15 protein-coding genes and 1 tRNA gene are annotated in these 17,666 nt (G+C 70.0%); 10 read left to right on the forward strand and 6 right to left on the reverse strand.

Annotation, left to right across the window (positions count from 1 at the left end; genetic code table 11):
- The coding region (locus ACI2LW_RS15890) for an IS30 family transposase (protein ID WP_404731778.1) at positions 1-317 on the forward strand (317 nt) is incomplete at its 5' end.
- Positions 318-421: 104 nt separating this feature from the next.
- Here ACI2LW_RS15890 and rsmG read toward each other — a convergent pair.
- The 6 genes from rsmG to rpmH all read right to left on the reverse strand — a co-directional run bounded on the left by rsmG (position 422) and on the right by rpmH (position 3,971).
- Positions 422-1,138 (reverse strand): 16S rRNA (guanine(527)-N(7))-methyltransferase RsmG, encoded by a 717-nt coding sequence (gene rsmG, locus ACI2LW_RS15895; protein ID WP_404731779.1) that lies wholly within the window; start codon positions 1,136-1,138, stop codon positions 422-424.
- A 116-nt stretch (positions 1,139-1,254) separates the two neighbouring features.
- Complete coding sequence (locus tag ACI2LW_RS15900; RefSeq protein ID WP_404731780.1) at positions 1,255-1,767, reverse strand: protein jag; 513 nt, start codon at positions 1,765-1,767, stop codon at positions 1,255-1,257.
- Positions 1,768-1,782: 15 nt separating this feature from the next.
- Complete coding sequence (gene yidC / locus ACI2LW_RS15905; protein WP_404731781.1) at positions 1,783-3,087, reverse strand: membrane protein insertase YidC; 1,305 nt, start codon at positions 3,085-3,087, stop codon at positions 1,783-1,785.
- A gap of 3 nt (positions 3,088-3,090) precedes the next feature.
- On the reverse strand, positions 3,091-3,444 hold the full coding sequence (gene yidD, locus ACI2LW_RS15910) for a membrane protein insertion efficiency factor YidD (RefSeq protein ID WP_404731782.1): 354 nt from the start codon (positions 3,442-3,444) through the stop codon (positions 3,091-3,093).
- Entirely contained in the window at positions 3,441-3,812 is a 372-nt protein-coding gene (rnpA, locus tag ACI2LW_RS15915; protein ID WP_404731783.1) for a ribonuclease P protein component, read from the reverse strand. The genes yidD and rnpA overlap by 4 nt, the downstream gene beginning before the upstream one ends.
- 21 nt (positions 3,813-3,833) lie before the next feature.
- Positions 3,834-3,971, reverse strand: coding sequence for a 50S ribosomal protein L34 (gene rpmH, locus ACI2LW_RS15920; RefSeq protein ID WP_003956500.1), 138 nt, complete (start codon positions 3,969-3,971; stop codon positions 3,834-3,836).
- A gap of 408 nt (positions 3,972-4,379) precedes the next feature.
- On the opposite strand from rpmH, the gene dnaA reads away from it, so the two are divergent.
- The 9 genes from dnaA (at position 4,380) to ACI2LW_RS15965 (ending at position 17,559) form a co-directional block, all read left to right on the forward strand.
- Positions 4,380-6,455, forward strand: coding sequence for a chromosomal replication initiator protein DnaA (dnaA, locus tag ACI2LW_RS15925; protein ID WP_404731784.1), 2,076 nt, complete (start codon positions 4,380-4,382; stop codon positions 6,453-6,455).
- A 1,058-nt stretch (positions 6,456-7,513) separates the two neighbouring features.
- Entirely contained in the window at positions 7,514-8,644 is a 1,131-nt protein-coding gene (gene dnaN / locus ACI2LW_RS15930) for a DNA polymerase III subunit beta (RefSeq protein WP_404731785.1), read from the forward strand.
- Between the two features lie 197 nt (positions 8,645-8,841).
- Positions 8,842-9,717 carry a phosphogluconate dehydrogenase (NAD(+)-dependent, decarboxylating) gene (gene gnd / locus ACI2LW_RS15935; RefSeq protein ID WP_404731786.1) on the forward strand — a complete coding sequence of 292 codons (876 nt, stop codon included), beginning with the start codon at positions 8,842-8,844 and terminating at the stop codon, positions 9,715-9,717.
- 52 nt (positions 9,718-9,769) lie between these two features.
- Positions 9,770-10,891, forward strand: coding sequence for a DNA replication/repair protein RecF (gene recF, locus ACI2LW_RS15940; RefSeq protein WP_404731787.1), 1,122 nt, complete (start codon positions 9,770-9,772; stop codon positions 10,889-10,891).
- Positions 10,888-11,490: a DUF721 domain-containing protein gene (locus ACI2LW_RS15945; protein ID WP_404731788.1), complete on the forward strand. Its 603-nt coding sequence runs from the start codon at positions 10,888-10,890 to the stop codon at positions 11,488-11,490. Before recF ends, ACI2LW_RS15945 begins: the two co-directional genes overlap by 4 nt.
- A gap of 385 nt (positions 11,491-11,875) precedes the next feature.
- Positions 11,876-13,957 carry a DNA topoisomerase (ATP-hydrolyzing) subunit B gene (gene gyrB, locus ACI2LW_RS15950; protein WP_404731789.1) on the forward strand — a complete coding sequence of 694 codons (2,082 nt, stop codon included), beginning with the start codon at positions 11,876-11,878 and terminating at the stop codon, positions 13,955-13,957.
- Positions 13,958-13,999: 42 nt separating this feature from the next.
- Complete coding sequence (gene gyrA, locus ACI2LW_RS15955; protein WP_404731790.1) at positions 14,000-16,594, forward strand: DNA gyrase subunit A; 2,595 nt, start codon at positions 14,000-14,002, stop codon at positions 16,592-16,594.
- An 18-nt stretch (positions 16,595-16,612) separates the two neighbouring features.
- Entirely contained in the window at positions 16,613-17,347 is a 735-nt protein-coding gene (locus ACI2LW_RS15960; protein ID WP_404731791.1) for a DUF3566 domain-containing protein, read from the forward strand.
- 135 nt (positions 17,348-17,482) lie between these two features.
- Positions 17,483-17,559, forward strand: a tRNA-Ile gene (locus ACI2LW_RS15965).
- The last annotated feature ends 107 nt before the right edge of the window (positions 17,560-17,666 follow it).

Here is a 17,666-nt window from a genome sequence, read left to right on the forward strand (position 1 = left end):
CCACGGTCCAGACCCTGCCCGCCCACCTCCGACGGTCCCTGACCTGGGACCAGGGAAGCGAGATGGGCGCCCACGGCTCCTTCACCGTCGCCACCAACATCCCGGTCTACTTCTGCGATCCGGCCAGCCCCTGGCAACGAGGCTCGAACGAGAACACCAACGGCCTGCTGCGGCAGTACTTTCCCAAGAGCACCGATCTCTCGGTCCACACCCGCGAACACCTCGACGCGGTCGCCGCTGAGCTGAACGGCCGCCCACGCAAAACGCTCGGCTGGGAAACCCCAGCCGAGCGCCTGCATAAACTGCTCGCGGCCTGATCAACACGACCACGTGTTGCGACGACTCCTAGAAACCGCCATCCAGGGAGGGCGCCCCCTTCGCATGCGGCCGGTGCGTTCCACCCGACGGAGGTGGCTCTTGCTCAGCGGCGGCGGCGCGCACGTCCCGTGCGGGCCGCCTTGGCCCGCTTGGCGGCGAAGCGTACTCCGCCCGGGCTCTCCCCGACCTCGACCCGCACCACGGTGGACAGGGGGTCCACGACGCCCTCGCCCACATGCAGGATGGACGTCTCCACGGCGCCCAGCTTGCTCAGGGCGGTCGCCGCGCTCTTCAGCTCCTCCTCCGCGGTGTCCCCCTTGAGGGCGAGCATCTCGCCGTAGGGGCGCAGGAGGGGAATGCCCCAGGCGGCAAGGCGGTCCAGGGGAGCCACCGCCCGGGCGGTCACCACGTGCACCGGCGGCAGCTTGCCCATGACCTCCTCGGCGCGGCCGCGGACCACCGTCACATGGTCGAGGCCCAGGAGCTCCACGACCTCGGTGAGGAAGTTGGTGCGCCGCAGCAGCGGCTCCAGCAGCGTGATCCTCAGGTCCTCCCGCACCAGCGCGAGAGGAATGCCCGGCAGGCCGGCGCCCGAGCCGACGTCGCACACCGTCACACCTTCAGGGACGACCTCGGAGAGCACCGCGCAGTTGAGCAGATGCCGCTCCCAGAGCCGGGGCACCTCACGCGGACCGATGAGCCCTCGCTGCACTCCTGCCTCTGCCAGCAGACCGGCGTACCGGACCGCATCCGCGAAGCGTTCACCGAACACCTCATGTGCCTGCTCGGGCGCAGGGGGGAGCTCCGCTGCCTCCGTCACGGGGACCGTCCTTCCGTACCGCATCAGCGCGTCCAGCGCCGACCACCAGAACTACCAGGCTGACAAAGTTCGGCCCCGTCTGCGCTACAGACGGGGCCGGTGGAACGTGGGACCGATCAGGCGGGCAGCACGACGACGAAGCGCTCCGGCTCCTCGCCCTCGGACTCGCTGCGCAGGCCGGCGGACTTGACCGCGTCGTGCACCACCTTGCGCTCGAACGGCGTCATCGGCTTCAGCCGCACGGGCTCGCCGCTGCTCCTGACCTCGGCCGCGGCCTTGGCGCCGATCTCGGACAGCTCGGCCCGCTTCCTGGCCCGGTAGCCCGCGATGTCCAGCATCAGACGGCTGCGGTCACCGGTCTCCCGGTGCACGGCCAGACGCGTGAGCTCCTGCAGCGCCTCCAGCACCTCACCGTCACGCCCGACCAGCTTCTGCAGGTCACGGCTGCCGGTGTCACTGATGATCGAGACAGAGGCGCGGTCGGCCTCGACGTCCATGTCGATGTCGCCGTCGAGGTCGGCGATGTCCAGCAGACCCTCGAGGTAGTCCGCCGCGATCTCGCCTTCCTGCTCCAGGCGGGTCAGGGCGTCTGCGCCCTCGGCAGCGGCGGAGGTGGTGCCTTCCGTCACGGGATGGGCTCCTTCTTACTTCTTGGACGGGGACTTGGGTCGCTGCGGGCCCTTGCGCTGGCCGGACTGGGCCCTGCTGCGGGTGCCGCCGTTGCCGGGCTCGGAGGCCGCCTTCTTGGCCGCGGCCGGCGGCGTGTCCTGTGGCGTGTCCCGGGGCTCGCCGGACTTGCTCAGCGAGGTGGTGGGGGCCGGCCCCGTGTCACCCGCGCCGGCCGCCTTCGGGCCGCCCGACTGGCGCTGCGCCTTGGTCTGCCGCTTGGGCTGCTGTCGCCGGGGGGTGCCGGCCGCGGCCACGGGCGTACCGTCCTCGGTCTGCACCGCGACGGCGCCCTCGCTCCGCACCACGGTGCCGTCGGCCTGGGCCGCCAGGCCCGCCTTGCTCAGACCGTTGATGAACTTGCGCTCGAACTCGTTGCGGTCGCGGCCCTTGGCGACGATCGCCTTGACGATGGCCTTCTCGCTGCGCCGGCGGATCCTGCCGTGGTGCGTGACGTGCTTGCCCAGACGCTCCAGGTACGCGGCCTGCGCCTTGGAACCCGGGGTCGGGTTGTTGTGGATCACGTACATCTGCTGGCCCATGGTCCACACGTTGGTGGTCAGCCAGTAGACCAGGACGCCGACGGGGAAGTTGATGCCGAAGACGGCGAACATGACCGGGAAGACGTACATCAGCATCTTCTGCTGCTGCATGAACGGCGTCTTCACCGTCGTGTCGACGTTCTTGGTCATCAGCTGGCGCTGCGTGTAGAACTGCGACGCCGACATCAGGATGATCATGACCGCGGTCACGACGCGCACATCGGTCAGCGAGGCGTTGAGCGAGGAGACCTTGGCGGCGCTGTCCGTGAACTTCGCGGCCAGCGGGGCGCCGAAGATGTGCGCCTTCTGCGCGCTGAGCAGCAGCTGGTCGTTGATGACGCCGATGGTCTTGCCCGACGCGATGCCGTTGAGCACGTGGTACAGCGCGAAGAAGAACGGGGACTGCGCCAGGATGGGAAGGCACGAGGAGAGCGGGTTGGTGCCCGACTCCTTGTACAGCTTCATCATCTCTTCGGACTGACGCTGCTTGTCGTTCTTGTAGCGCTCCTGGATCTTCTTCATCTCCGGCTGGAGCGTCTGCATCGCGCGCGTCGCCTTGATCTGCTTCACGAAGAGCGGGATCAGGCAGATACGGATGAGGATCACCAGGGACACGATGGACAGGCCCCAGGCCCACCCGGTGTCGGGTCCGAAGAGGGCGCCGTACACCGTGTGGAACTGGACGATGACCCAGGAGACAGGTGTCGTGATGAAGCTGAAGAGGCTGGCAATCGTGTCCACTAATCATGCTCCTTGGGCATGGGACGAGGTCTTCCTGGCCGGGCTCGACGGAAGATCACCGTCGGTGGCCGTTTCGGCGGCGGAGGGCCCGCCCTTGCGTGCGCGCCAGGCGCTGCGCAGCACTTCGTGCCATCGCGGGCGCTTGCGCGGCGGGACATGGTCCACACCGCCCAGCGACCACGGATTGCACCGCAGGATGCGCCACGCGGTCAGTGCCGTTCCCTTGATCGCGCCGTGCCGGTCGATGGCCGTGTAGCCGTAGTGGGAACACGACGGGTAGTACTTGCACACCGGTCCGAGCAACGGGCTGATCGTCCACTGGTACAGCTTGATCAGAGCCAGTAGCGGGTACTTCATCGCGCGCCCCCTCCCAGCAGTCGTTGAAGGGCGGCATCCAGGTCTCGGGCCAGCTGTGCGTGGTCGGCGTCGCCCGCGCCGGGCAGCGCTCGTACGACTACCAGGCTACCGGGGGGCAGAAGGGCGACCCGGTCACGCATCAGATGACGCAGTCTGCGCTTCACCTTGTTGCGCACGACCGCGCCTCCCACTGCCTTGCTCACGACGAAACCCGCACGCGTCGGGGGAGCGCTCTCCCCAGGCGCGTGCGGGTCCGTGACACCGCTACGAAGGTGGACGACGAGGAGCGGGCGTCCTGCCCGGCGCCCTCGCCGCACCGCGGTCGCGAAGTCCTCGCGCCGCCTCAGCCGGTTCTCGGTGGGCAGCACGACGTCATGACCTGACCGGGATCAGGCGGACAGACGGGCGCGACCCTTGCTACGGCGGGACGCGAGGATCGCGCGGCCGGCACGGGTGCGCATCCGCAGCCGGAAGCCGTGGGTCTTCGCGCGACGACGGTTGTTCGGCTGGAAGGTGCGCTTGCTCACTCGGGGGCTCCAGAAAAGAATCGGTGGTTGCGGGGTGCCGTCCTGGCTGTCACCGTGCGCCCACGAGTAGCTCGCAGTTACGCCCGAGTGCACCGCTTACCGATCACCTTGCGCGATCTGTGCCCTTCGGAGGCAGGCGGCAGCAGCCATCGACAACTCGACCTGGTTACGGTACGCGCGGCCGGGCCATCCGGTCAAACCAGCGGCCACCGGGAGACACTGTCCACAGCCTGGGGACAACAACTTGAACCCTACGGGCCGCCCTGACTACCGTGACTGGACTCCGATTCGTTCCCTTGTCCCCGCCCCGGCGGGTTTGCACCCGCCGGTCCGCCCGATCCACCCCGATGTACATCCCGACCCGTCCCCGAATCACACGTTCGAGGGACCTGTGAGAGAGCGTGCCCTGTGGCTGACGTACCTGCCGATCTTGCCGCAGTGTGGCCACGAGTACTGGAGCAGCTCCTCGGTGAGGGCCGCGGTCAGGGCGTCGAGACGAAGGACGAGCACTGGATCCGGCGCTGCCAGCCGCTGGCCCTGGTGGCGGACACCGCGCTGCTCGCGGTGCCGAACGAGTTCGCCAAGGGTGTGCTCGAGGGGCGTCTGGCGCCCGTCGTCAGCGAGACCCTGAGCCGTGAGTGCGGCCGGCCGATCCGTATCGCGATCACCGTGGACAGCTCCGTCGGCGAGTCGCCGGCGCCCGCTCCGCCCGCGCCGCAGGCCCCGGCGCGCTACGAGGAGCAGGAACTGCCCACCGGCCAGGGGGGTTACGAGGGCTACGGCCGGCACCGGGCCGGGGGCCACCGCCCCGCCCGTCCGGGCCGTCCGGGGGCCCCCGCCCCCACGGGCCGCGCCGACCGGCTGCCCGGCGCCGACGGGGACCAGCTGCCGCCGCCGCGCACCGGCCACCAGGTGGGCGACGGCTCGGACCAGCTCCCCACGGCGCGCCCCGCCTACCCCGCGGAGTACGCCGAGTACCAGCGCCCCGAGCCCGGCGCCTGGCCGCGTCCCCAGCAGGAGGACTACGGCTGGCAGCAGCAGCGGCTCGGCTTCCCGGAGCGCGACCCCTACGCCTCGCCCCAGGAGTCGTACGGCGCGTCGCAGGACGCCTACGGGACGTCGCAGGACTACCGCCCCAAGCCGGCGGACCGCGCGGGCTACGACCAGCCGCGGTCCGACTACGAACCGCGCCCGGACTACGACCAGCCGCGCCCCGACTACGACGCGCGCTCCGAATACGAGCAGCCGCGGCCGGACTACGACGGGGGCCGTTCCGACTACGACCGCCGGGACTACGACCAGCGCGACGCCGGCCGCCGGGAGCCGCCGGAGTCGCCGGGCGGCTCCGGGCACGTGCACCGCGGCGGTCCCGTGGGACCGGGCCTGCCCACCACCGGCGCCCCCGGTCCGCTGGCCGCGCAGCCCGCCCCGGCGGCCGGTCCGGGCGAGCCGACGGCGCGGCTGAACCCGAAGTACCTCTTCGACACCTTCGTCATCGGCGCGTCCAACCGCTTCGCGCACGCGGCCGCGGTCGCCGTCGCGGAGGCGCCCGCCAAGGCCTACAACCCCCTGTTCATCTACGGGGAGTCGGGGCTCGGCAAGACGCACCTGCTGCACGCGATCGGGCACTACGCCCGCAGCCTCTACCCGGGCACGCGCGTGCGGTACGTGAGCTCGGAGGAGTTCACCAACGAGTTCATCAACTCCATCCGGGACGGCAAGGGCGACAGCTTCCGCAAGCGGTACCGGGAGATGGACATCCTGCTCGTCGACGACATCCAGTTCCTGGCGGACAAGGAGTCGACGCAGGAGGAGTTCTTCCACACCTTCAACACGCTCCACAACGCCAACAAGCAGATCGTGCTCTCCAGCGACCGGCCGCCCAAGCAGCTGGTCACGCTGGAGGACCGGCTGCGGAACCGTTTCGAGTGGGGTCTGATCACCGACGTCCAGCCGCCCGAGCTGGAGACGCGCATCGCGATCCTGCGCAAGAAGGCGGTGCAGGAGCAGCTCAACGCCCCGCCGGAGGTACTGGAGTTCATCGCCTCCCGGATCTCGCGCAACATCCGCGAGCTGGAGGGCGCGCTGATCCGGGTGACGGCGTTCGCCTCGCTCAACCGGCAGCCGGTGGACCTGGGCCTGACCGAGATCGTCCTGAAGGACCTCATCCCGGGCGGCGAGGACTCCGCGCCGGAGATCACGGCGACGGCCATCATGGCGGCGACGGCCGACTACTTCGGCCTCACGGTGGAGGACCTGTGCGGCACCTCGCGGGGCCGGGCGCTGGTGACGGCCCGCCAGATCGCCATGTATCTGTGCCGTGAGCTCACCGACCTGTCCCTGCCGAAGATCGGCGCGCAGTTCGGCGGCCGCGACCACACCACGGTCATGCACGCCGACCGCAAGATCCGCGCGCTGATGGCCGAGCGGCGCTCCATCTACAACCAGGTCACCGAGCTGACCAACCGCATCAAGAACGGCTGACGTCAGCCGCCGCGAGCGCGGCTGACGGCCGCGCGCACGCCGGCGAGGGCGTCCGGGACCGGTCCCGGACGCCCTTTCTCGTGCCCGCACACGGTCCGCACGGGCCGGTCCTCCCCGCACCACCGCCCGAGCCGCACGCGGTCCGCACGGGCCGGTTCTCCCCGAGCCCCACAACCGAGCCGCACCCGGTCCGGCCCGTCCGCCCCGGGCGCCGCCCGAGCCGCACCCGGACCGAGCCGCACCCGGGACAGGGCGGCCGGTCTGTTCCCGGCGGTGTCCGCTGTTCGAATGCACACCGGGGTTACGGCCTTCCTCCACAGATTCGGCAGCTTTTTCCCGTCCACATCCTGGGGACCGCGAAGTTGTCCAGACCGCGTCCACAGCCGCACCCGCCCCACCCCCGTCCGCGCAGCTCAGAGGCCTGTGGAATCGTGGACGAAGCCCCTCCACAGGCTGTGGACGACACAGGGATCCACAGGCTGTGCACGGAGTTGTCCACGGGCAACCCACAGGGGGCGGCCGGTTGTCCCCAGTGATCGGCGGCTTCTCCACACCGCTGTCCACTGTTCGGCAAGGCGACGCGTCCGCTCACCGCGTCGAGTGAAAGCCGTCACACCAGGGTGCCGGATTGGGGTGTGGGAAACGTGGGTAAACCTGGGGACGCAGCTGGGGAGAACTGCCCCGAGGCTGTGGGCGGTGTGTGCAGAACTTCCCGTTCTCCACAGAGGCCCCGGGTTGTCCACTGTCGCCACCCACAGGGCCGGTGGACAAAATTCCCGCGCTGAGCAGGGCAAACGTGGTTATCCACGGTATCCACAGGCCCTACTACTACTCCCAACCAGTAAGAGTGCGGAATCCGTTTCGAAGCGGGACCTGTGCACAACTCGCGCTCCCGGGCCCGGCCGCCCCTCGGAGCGACTTGACCCCGACAGGCACCCACTGTCGGTGCGGTACGTCAGACTGGTCCCCGGCGTCCTTCCCTTCGCAGTGGGCCGTGACGCCGAGTCGGAGGACTCAGCAGCAGAGGACTCAGCAGCAACAGCAGGAGGCGGCTTACGGTGAAGATCCGGGTGGAACGCGACGTACTCGCGGAGGCAGTGGCCTGGGCGGCACGCAGCCTTCCGGCCCGTCCGCCGGCGCCTGTTCTCGCCGGCCTGCTGCTCAAGGCGGAGGACGGCCAGCTGAGCCTGTCCAGCTTCGACTACGAGGTCTCCGCGCGGGTCTCGGTGGAGGCGGAGGTCGAGGAGGAGGGCACGGTCCTCGTCTCGGGCCGCCTGCTCGCCGACATCTCGCGCGCCCTGCCCAACCGTCCCGTGGAGATTTCCACAGACGGTGTACGGGCGACGGTGGTCTGCGGGTCCTCCCGCTTCACCCTCCACACCCTGCCCGTGGAGGAGTACCCGGCCCTGCCGCAGATGCCCAACGCCACGGGCACGGTGCCCGGCGAGGTCTTCGCCTCGGCGGTGCAGCAGGTCGCGATCGCCGCCGGCCGCGACGACACGCTGCCCGTCCTCACCGGTGTGCGCATCGAGATCGAGGGCGACACCGTGACGCTCGCCTCCACCGACCGCTACCGGTTCGCGGTCCGCGAGTTCCTGTGGAAGCCGGAGAACCCGGACGCCTCCGCGGTCGCCCTGGTGCCCGCCAAGACGCTGCTGGACACCGCCAAGGCGCTGACCAGCGGCGACCAGGTGATCCTGGCGCTGTCCGGCTCGGGCGCCGGTGAGGGCCTGATCGGTTTCGAGGGCGCGGGACGGCGTACGACCACGCGCCTGCTGGAGGGCGACCTCCCCAAGTACCGCACGCTGTTCCCCACCGAGTTCAACTCGGTCGCCGTGATCGAGACCGCCCCCTTCGTGGAGGCCGTCAAGCGCGTGGCCCTGGTCGCCGAGCGCAACACCCCGGTGCGCCTCAGCTTCGAGCAGGGCGTGCTCATCCTGGAGGCCGGCTCCAGCGACGACGCACAGGCTGTGGAAAGGGTGGACGCCCAGCTCGAGGGCGACGACATCTCCATCGCCTTCAACCCCACGTTCCTGCTGGACGGTCTGAGCGCCATCGACTCCCCGGTGGCGCAGCTGTCCTTCACCACGTCCACCAAGCCCGCGCTGCTCAGCGGCAAGCCGGCGGTGGACGCGGAGGCGGACGACGCCTACAAGTACCTGATCATGCCGGTCCGGCTGAGCGGCTGACGTCGTCCACAGGCCGGGCGTCCGCCGGGGACGCCCGGCCCGGCCGTCGACGGCCGTTTGCGCGAAGCCGCAGGTCGGGGCCACGTATGAGCGGGTATGCCCACGGATGTGCGCGACCGTCCGGGTTTAGGCTCGTACGCGGGTACGAAAGACGAAAGTGCCCCCACGCCACGCCTGCAACCTAAGGAACGCAACTGATGGAGCTCGGTCTCGTCGGCCTCGGCAAGATGGGCGGCAACATGCGCGAGCGGATACGCCGCGCGGGCCACACCGTCATCGGATACGACCGCAACCCGGACCTCGCGGATGTCCACAGCCTCGAGGAGCTTGTGGGCAAGCTGCAGGGGCCGCGCGTGGTCTGGGTGATGGTCCCGGCCGGCGAGCCCACCCAGAACACGATCGACGAGCTCGCCGAGCTGCTCGAGCCCGGTGACGTGGTCGTGGACGGCGGCAACTCCCGCTGGACCGACGACGAGCGGCACGCGAAGGAGCTCGCCGCCAGGGGCATCGGCTTCGTCGACTGCGGCGTCTCCGGCGGCGTGTGGGGCCTGGAGAACGGCTACGCGCTCATGTACGGCGGCGACGAGGAGCACGTCGCCCGGGTGCGGCCGGTCTTCGACGCGCTGAAGCCGGAGGGCGACTTCGGCGCGGTGCACGCCGGCAAGGTCGGCGCCGGCCACTTCGCCAAGATGGTCCACAACGGCATCGAGTACGCGATGATGCAGGCCTACGCCGAAGGCTGGGAGCTGCTGGAGAAGGCCGACTCCGTGGACAACGTCCGCGAGGTCTTCCGCTCCTGGCAGGAGGGCACCGTCATCCGCTCCTGGCTGCTCGACCTGGCGGTGAACGCCCTCGACGAGGACGAGCACCTCCAGCAGCTGCGGGGGTACGCGGAGGACTCCGGCGAGGGCCGCTGGACCGTGGAGGCCGCCATCGACCACGCCGTGCCGCTGCCCGCGATCACGGCCTCGCTGTTCGCCCGGTTCTCCTCGCGCCAGGAGGACTCGCCCCAGATGAAGATGATCGCCGCGCTGCGCAACCAGTTCGGCGGCCACGCGGTCACGAAGAAGTAGTTCCCAGGACCGCCCAGCGGTCCACGACGCCGGGGGAGGTCGGCGTACGACCATGCACGTCACGCATCTGTCGCTGGCCGACTTCCGCTCGTACGCCCGGGCCGAGGTCCCGCTCGGCCCGGGCGTCACCGCCTTCGTCGGCCCCAACGGCCAGGGCAAGACCAACCTCGTCGAGGCGATCGGCTACCTGGCCACGCTCGGCAGCCACCGGGTCGCCTCCGACGCCCCCCTGGTCCGCATGGGCGCCGAGCGCGCCGTGATCCGCGCGCAGGTCAGACAGGGCGAGCGGCAGCAGCTCGTCGAGCTGGAGCTCAACCCCGGCCGGGCCAACCGGGCCCGCGTCAACCGCTCCTCCCAGGGCAGGCCGCGCGACGTGCTGGGGATCGTGCGGACCGTGCTGTTCGCCCCCGAGGACCTCGCGCTGGTCAAGGGCGACCCCGGTGAGCGGCGCCGGTTCCTGGACGAGCTGATCACGGCTCGCTCGCCGCGCATGGCGGGGGTGCGCTCCGACTACGAACGCGTCCTCAAGCAGCGCAACACACTGCTGAAGTCCGCCGCGCTGGCCCGCCGGCACGGCGGCCGCTCCATGGACCTGTCCACCCTGGACGTGTGGGACCAGCACCTGGCCCGTGCGGGCGCCGAACTGCTCGCCCGGCGCCTGGACCTGATCGCGGCGCTGCACCCGCTGGCCGACAAGGCCTACGAGCAGCTGGCGCCCGGCGGGGGCCCCGTGGGACTGGAGTACAAGCCGTCCGCGCCCGGCGAGGCGCACACCCGCGAGGACCTGTACGCCCAGCTGATGGAGGCGCTCGCCGGCGCCCGCAAGCAGGAGATCGAGCGGGGCGTGACCCTGGTCGGCCCGCACCGCGACGATCTGGTGCTCAAGCTCGGCCAGCTGCCCGCCAAGGGCTACGCCTCCCACGGGGAGTCCTGGTCGTACGCCCTGGCGCTGCGCCTGGCCTCCTACGACCTGCTGCGCGCGGAGGGCAACGAGCCGGTGCTGATCCTCGACGACGTCTTCGCCGAGCTGGACGCCCGCCGCCGCGAGCGGCTGGCCGAACTGGTCGCGCCCGGCGAGCAGGTACTGGTGACCGCGGCCGTCGACGACGACGTGCCGCACGTGCTGACAGGCACCCGGTTCACCGTGGCGGACGGGGCGGTGGAGCGCGCATGAGCACCGACGGCCCCGCGGCCGAGCGGCCGGGGACGCCCTCCGGGCAGGGCGCGGCGCCCGGGCAGCCGGCGGCGCCCGCCGGGCGGCCGGGGAAGCCGGCCGAGCCGTCCGGCGTCGATCTCGCGCGGGTGGCGCTGCGTGCCGCGAAGGACGCGGCACGCGCACGCGGGGACGCGGCGCAGCAGCGCAAGCAGGCGCGGCGCGGCGGTCTGCGCTCCGGGGCGCGCGCCGACGGCCGCGATCCGATGGCGCTCGGCGCGGCGATCAACCGGCTGATCACCGAGCGCGGGTGGGAGACGCCCGCGGCGGTGGGCGGGGTGATGGGGCGCTGGCCGCAGATCGTGGGCGCGGACGTGGCCAGGCACTGCGTCCCGGAGAAGTACGACGAGGACGAGCGGGTGCTGACGGTGCGCTGCGACTCCACGGCCTGGGCGACGAACCTGCGTCTGCTCGCCCCGACGCTGGTGGCCCGTCTCAACGAGGACCTCGGGCACGGCGCGGTGCGGTTGATCAAGGTGCAGGGCCCGGGCGGCGGCGCCCGCCGGTACGGCCCGCTGCGCGCTCCGGGGAGCACCGGGCCCGGCGACACGTACGGGTGACGGATTTCACATCGCCCGGTCAGCGCCCGGTCACGGAGGGGTGTCCGCGGGGGCGCGGGAAGCGTCCGCCGTGCAACCGCACGCTCTTGCGAATCCCTACCTGACCGCTGAGTAGCGAAGGGTTGACGGCCGGAAGCGCTGAGTGCCGCTGTGAGCCTCTTGGAGCCCCCTTCCGCATATCGGGACCCGGCCGAGACCGGTTCAGGGCGCCACATGCGGACTCAGGTACCCGCAAACCCCCATCAGTGTCGGCGCTACCGGTAGACTGGAAGACAATCCCGCCCCGAACGTGGGGACCGCCCGGGAAAAGCTGAGCAACGCTGATCAAGGCTTACCAACGCAACATGCCGCAGCCGCTCCGGCAACCTGCCGACGAGCCCGGCTCGTGCTGTGCCAGAAAGGGCGCTTCGTGGCCGATTCCGGCAACCCCAACGAGAACATTCCGTCCACCGACGCCGCCGCGAACGGGGCCGACTCCTCGAACGGTGAGGTCACGGCCTCGTACGACGCCAGCGCCATCACCGTCCTCGAGGGCCTGGACGCGGTCCGCAAGCGCCCCGGTATGTACATCGGTTCCACCGGTGAGCGCGGCCTGCACCACCTCGTGTACGAGGTCGTCGACAACTCCGTCGACGAGGCCCTGGCCGGCTACGCGGACACGATCGACGTCACGATCCTCGCCGACGGCGGCGTGCGCGTCGTCGACAACGGCCGTGGCATCCCCGTGGGCATCGTCCCCTCCGAGGGGAAGCCGGCCGTCGAGGTCGTGCTGACCGTGCTGCACGCGGGCGGCAAGTTCGGCGGCGGCGGGTACGCGGTCTCCGGCGGTCTGCACGGCGTCGGCGTCTCCGTGGTGAACGCGCTGTCCTCCAAGGTCTCCGTCGAGGTGCGCACCGACGGTTACCGGTGGACGCAGGAATACAAGATGGGCGTCCCGACGGCTCCGCTGGCCAGGCACGAGGCGACTCAGGAGACCGGCACCTCGGTCACCTTCTGGGCCGACCCGGACATCTTCGAGACCACGGAGTACTCCTTCGAGACGCTCTCGCGGCGCTTCCAGGAGATGGCGTTCCTCAACAAGGGCCTGACGATCCGGCTGACCGACGAGCGCGAGTCGGCGAAGGCCACCGCCGGCGCGGACGAGGCGGGCGCCGACCAGAAGGACGAGGTCAAGTCGGTCACGTACCACTACGAGGGCGGCATCGTCGACTTCGTGAAGTACCTCAACTCCCGCAAGGGGGACGTGGTGCACCCCACGATCATCGACCTGGAGGCCGAGGACAAGGACAAGAGCCTGTCCCTCGAGGTCGCGATGCAGTGGAACAGCGGCTACAGCGAGGGCGTGTACTCCTTCGCCAACATCATCCACACCCACGAGGGCGGCACGCACGAGGAGGGCTTCCGCGCCGCGCTGACCTCGCTGATCAACAAGTACGCGCGCGACAAGAAGCTGCTGCGCGACAAGGACGACAACCTCACCGGCGACGACATCCGCGAGGGCCTGACCGCGATCATCTCGGTCAAGCTGAGCGAGCCCCAGTTCGAGGGCCAGACGAAGACCAAGCTGGGCAACACCGAGGCGAAGACGTTCGTCCAGAAGGCCGTCTACGAGCACCTCAACGACTGGCTGGACCGCAACCCGAACGAGGCGGCGGACATCATCCGCAAGGGCATCCAGGCGGCCACCGCCCGGGTGGCGGCCCGCAAGGCCCGCGACCTGACCCGCCGCAAGGGCCTGCTGGAGTCCGCGTCGCTGCCCGGCAAGCTGGCCGACTGCCAGTCCAACGACCCGTCCAAGTGCGAGATCTTCATCGTCGAGGGCGACTCCGCCGGCGGCTCGGCCAAGTCCGGCCGCAACCCGGAGTACCAGGCGATCCTCCCGATCCGCGGCAAGATCCTCAACGTCGAGAAGGCGCGCCTCGACAAGATCCTGCAGAACCAGGAGATCCAGGCGCTGATCTCCGCGTTCGGCACGGGCGTGCACGAGGACTTCGACATCGACAGGCTCCGCTACCACAAGATCATCCTGATGGCGGACGCCGACGTCGACGGCCAGCACATCAACACCCTGCTGCTGACCTTCCTGTTCCGCTTCATGCGGCCGCTGGTCGAGGCCGGGCACGTGTTCCTGTCCCGACCCCCGCTGTACAAGATCAAGTGGGGCCGGGAGGACGTCGAGTACGCGTACTCCGACCGTGAGCGCGACGCCCTGATCGAGCTCGGCCGCCAGCGCGGCAAGCGGATCAAGGAGGACTCGATCCAGCGCTTCAAGGGCCTCGGCGAGATGAACGCCGAAGAGCTGCGCGTGACCACCATGGACCAGGAGCACCGGGTGCTCGGCCAGGTCACCCTCGACGACGCCGCCCAGGCCGACGACCTGTTCTCGGTCCTGATGGGCGAGGACGTCGAGGCCCGCCGCCAGTTCATCCAGCGCAACGCCAAGGACGTCCGCTTCCTCGACATCTGAGTCGGTCTCAGCTGACCGCACCAGGAAGGATCCTCACCAGCAATGGCCGACGAGAACACTCCTGTCACCCCGGAAGAGGGCGGCGACGTCGCGATGCGCGTCGAGCCCGTCGGGCTCGAGACGGAGATGCAGCGCTCCTATCTCGACTACGCGATGTCCGTCATCGTCTCGCGTGCGCTGCCCGACGTCCGGGACGGCCTCAAGCCCGTCCACCGCCGGGTGCTGTACGCCATGTACGACGGCGGCTACCGCCCCGAGCGGGGCTTCTACAAGTGCGCCCGTGTCGTCGGCGACGTCATGGGCAACTACCACCCGCACGGCGACTCCTCGATCTACGACGCCCTGGTGCGCCTGGCGCAGCCGTGGGCGATGCGGATGCCGCTGGTGGACTCCAACGGCAACTTCGGCTCGCCGGGCAACGACCCGGCGGCGGCCATGCGCTACACCGAGTGCAAGATGGCGCCGCTGTCGATGGAGATGGTCCGCGACATCGACGAGGAGACCGTCGACTTCACGGACAACTACGACGGCCGCTCCCAGGAGCCGACCGTCCTGCCCTCCCGCTTCCCCAACCTGCTGATCAACGGCTCCGCGGGCATCGCGGTCGGCATGGCGACCAACATCCCGCCGCACAACCTGCGCGAGGTCGCGGCCGGCGCCCAGTGGTGCCTGGAGCACCCCGAGGCTTCCCAGGAGGAGCTCCTGGACGCCCTGATCGAGCGGATCAAGGGCCCGGACTTCCCGACCGGCGCGCTCGTGGTGGGCCGCAAGGGCATCGAGGAGGCGTACCGCACCGGCCGCGGCTCGATCACCATGCGCGCGGTGGTCGAGGTCGAGGAGATCCAGAACCGCCAGTGCCTGGTGGTCACCGAGCTGCCCTACCAGGTCAACCCGGACAACCTCGCGCAGAAGATCGCCGACCTGGTGAAGGACGGCAGGATCGGCGGCATCGCGGACGTCCGCGACGAGACGTCCTCCCGCACGGGCCAGCGCCTGGTCATCGTCCTCAAGCGGGACGCGGTCGCCAAGGTCGTCCTGAACAACCTCTACAAGCACACCGACCTGCAGACGAACTTCGGCGCCAACATGCTGGCGCTGGTGGACGGCGTGCCGCGCACGCTGTCCCTGGACGCGTTCATCCGGCACTGGGTGACCCACCAGATCGAGGTCGTCGTCCGCCGTACGCGCTTCCGGCTGCGCAAGGCCGAGGAGCGCGCCCACATCCTGCGCGGTCTGCTGAAGGCCCTGGACGCCATCGACGAGGTCATCGCGCTGATCCGGCGCAGCGAGACCGTCGAGGTCGCGCGCGGCGGCCTGATGGGGCTGCTGGAGATCGACGAGATCCAGGCCAACGCCATCCTCGAGATGCAGCTGCGCCGGCTGGCCGCCCTGGAGCGCCAGAAGATCGTCCAGGAGCACGACGAGCTCCAGGCGAAGATCAACGAGTACAACGAGATCCTCGCCTCGCCGCTCCGCCAGCGCGGGATCGTCAGCGAGGAGCTGGCCGCGATCGTCGAGAAGTACGGCGACGACCGCCAGACCAAGCTGATCCCCTACGAGGGCGACATGTCCATCGAGGACCTGATCGCCGAGGAGGACATCGTCGTCACGGTCACCCGCGGCGGCTACATCAAGCGGACCAAGACCGACGACTACCGCGCCCAGAAGCGCGGCGGCAAGGGCGTGCGCGGCGCGAAGCTGAAGGAAGACGACATCGTCGACCACTTCTTCGTCTCCACCACGCACCACTGGCTGCTGTTCTTCACCAACAAGGGCCGGGTCTACCGCGCCAAGGCCTACGAGCTGCCGGACGCCGGGCGGGACGCGCGCGGCCAGCACGTGGCGAACCTGCTGGCCTTCCAGCCGGACGAGGCGATCGCCGAGATCCTCGCGATCCGCGACTACGAGGCCGCGCCGTATCTGGTGCTCGCCACCAAGGGCGGTCTGGTCAAGAAGACGCCTCTGAAGGATTACGATTCGCCGCGCTCCGGCGGTGTCATCGCGATCAACCTGCGCGAGCGGGAGGACGGAACCGATGACGAGCTGATCGGTGCCGAGCTCGTCTCGGCCGACGACGATCTGCTGCTGATCAGCAAGAAGGCCCAGTCGATCAGGTTCACTGCGTCGGACGACACACTGCGCCCCATGGGCCGTGCGACCTCGGGCGTGAAGGGCATGAGTTTCCGCGAGGGCGACGAGCTGCTCTCGATGAATGTTGTCCGACCCGGTACGTTCGTGTTCACTGCGACCGATGGTGGGTACGCCAAGCGGACCCGGGTCGACGAGTACCGCGTCCAGGGCCGCGGCGGCCTCGGCATCAAGGCCGCCAAGATCGTGGAGGACCGCGGTTCACTCGTGGGCGCGCTGGTGGTGGAGGAGCACGACGAGATCCTCGCCATCACACTCTCGGGCGGTGTGATTCGTACGCGAGTCAACGAGGTCAGGGAGACGGGCCGTGACACCATGGGCGTCCAACTGATCAACCTGGGCAAGCGCGATGCCGTGGTCGGCATCGCACGGAACGCCGAGGCGGGGCGCGAGGCGGAGGAAGTCGACGGCGACGTGGCCGTGGACGAGACCGCCGAGGACGCCGTCGAGGCCGGCACGGACGAGGGCGAGGCGCCCTCGGACGAGTAGCACGAGGAGAGAGTCATCGTGAGCGGAGCCACGGGCGCCGGATCGGCCGGTACCTCCACTGGTACGGAGACGGACGGCGGCCGTGGCTCCGCCGCGCGTGCGCAGGACTCGCACACCACCAACCTGAAGGCGATCAAGCCGCCCGCGGACTCGCACTCGTCGCACACTCACGGACCCCAGGGAGAAACGGTGACGGACACCAGAGGCCCGCAGGCCCAGCCCGCGGCCGCCCAGCCGGGCCAGCAGCCCGCCTCACCGCTGCCCGGCGAGCGCGGGCCGCAGCAGCCCGCGGGGCCGTACCACCCGCCGCAGGCCTACCCGGCCGCCGCCGGCGCGCCGGGGGCCGTGCGCCGGCCGCGTACGGGCGCCCGCACGGTCCCGCGGACCCGCAAGGCGCGGCTGCGGGTGGCCAAGGCCGACCCGTGGTCGGTGATGAAGGTCAGCTTCCTGCTCTCCATCGCCCTGGGCATCTGCACCATCGTGGCCGCCGCGGTGCTGTGGATGGTCATGAACGCGATGGGCGTGTTCTCGACGGTCGGCGGGACCATCTCGGAGGCCACCGGCTCCAACGAGTCCAACGGCTTCGACCTGCAGTCCTTCCTGTCGCTCCCGCACGTGCTGGTGTTCACGTCGATCATCGCCGTCATCGACGTGGTCCTGGCCACGGCCCTGGCGACCCTCGGCGCGTTCATCTACAACCTCTCCGCGGGCTTCGTCGGCGGCATCGAGCTGACGCTGGCCGAGGACGAGTGAACGGGCCCGCCGCACGGCCGCGCGACGGCCGCCGGCGTCCGCCCTGCGGTCCCCGGACAACCGATTTTGGGACTGCCCACCTCGTGCGCTAATCTTCAGGGGTCAGCGCGCGGGACACACACCGCAGAGCGCGGCGGGGCTATAGCTCAGTTGGTTAGAGCGCATCCCTGATAAGGATGAGGCCACAGGTTCAAATCCTGTTAGCCCCACCAGCGAAAAGACCCCCGGATCACCTGGTCCGGGGGTCTTTGACATCCAAGGCTGACATCAGCGGCGGAAGCTACTCCCGGGTTATCCCGGTATTACCCCGCCGAGCTTG

The organism is Streptomyces sp. NPDC004065, from assembly GCF_044903565.1.
Lineage (GTDB): Bacteria > Actinomycetota > Actinomycetes > Streptomycetales > Streptomycetaceae > Streptomyces.

Excerpts from the sequence above, each read along its gene's own strand:
- yidD (WP_404731782.1), bottom strand. The coding sequence starts at position 3,444 with ATGAAGTACCCGCTACTGGCTCTGATCAAGCTGTACCAGTGGACGATC.
- gnd (WP_404731786.1), top strand. The coding sequence starts at position 8,842 with ATGGAGCTCGGTCTCGTCGGCCTCGGCAAGATGGGCGGCAACATGCGC.
- recF (WP_404731787.1), top strand. The coding sequence starts at position 9,770 with ATGCACGTCACGCATCTGTCGCTGGCCGACTTCCGCTCGTACGCCCGG.
- ACI2LW_RS15945 (WP_404731788.1), top strand. The coding sequence starts at position 10,888 with ATGAGCACCGACGGCCCCGCGGCCGAGCGGCCGGGGACGCCCTCCGGG.
- gyrA (WP_404731790.1), top strand. The coding sequence starts at position 14,000 with ATGGCCGACGAGAACACTCCTGTCACCCCGGAAGAGGGCGGCGACGTC.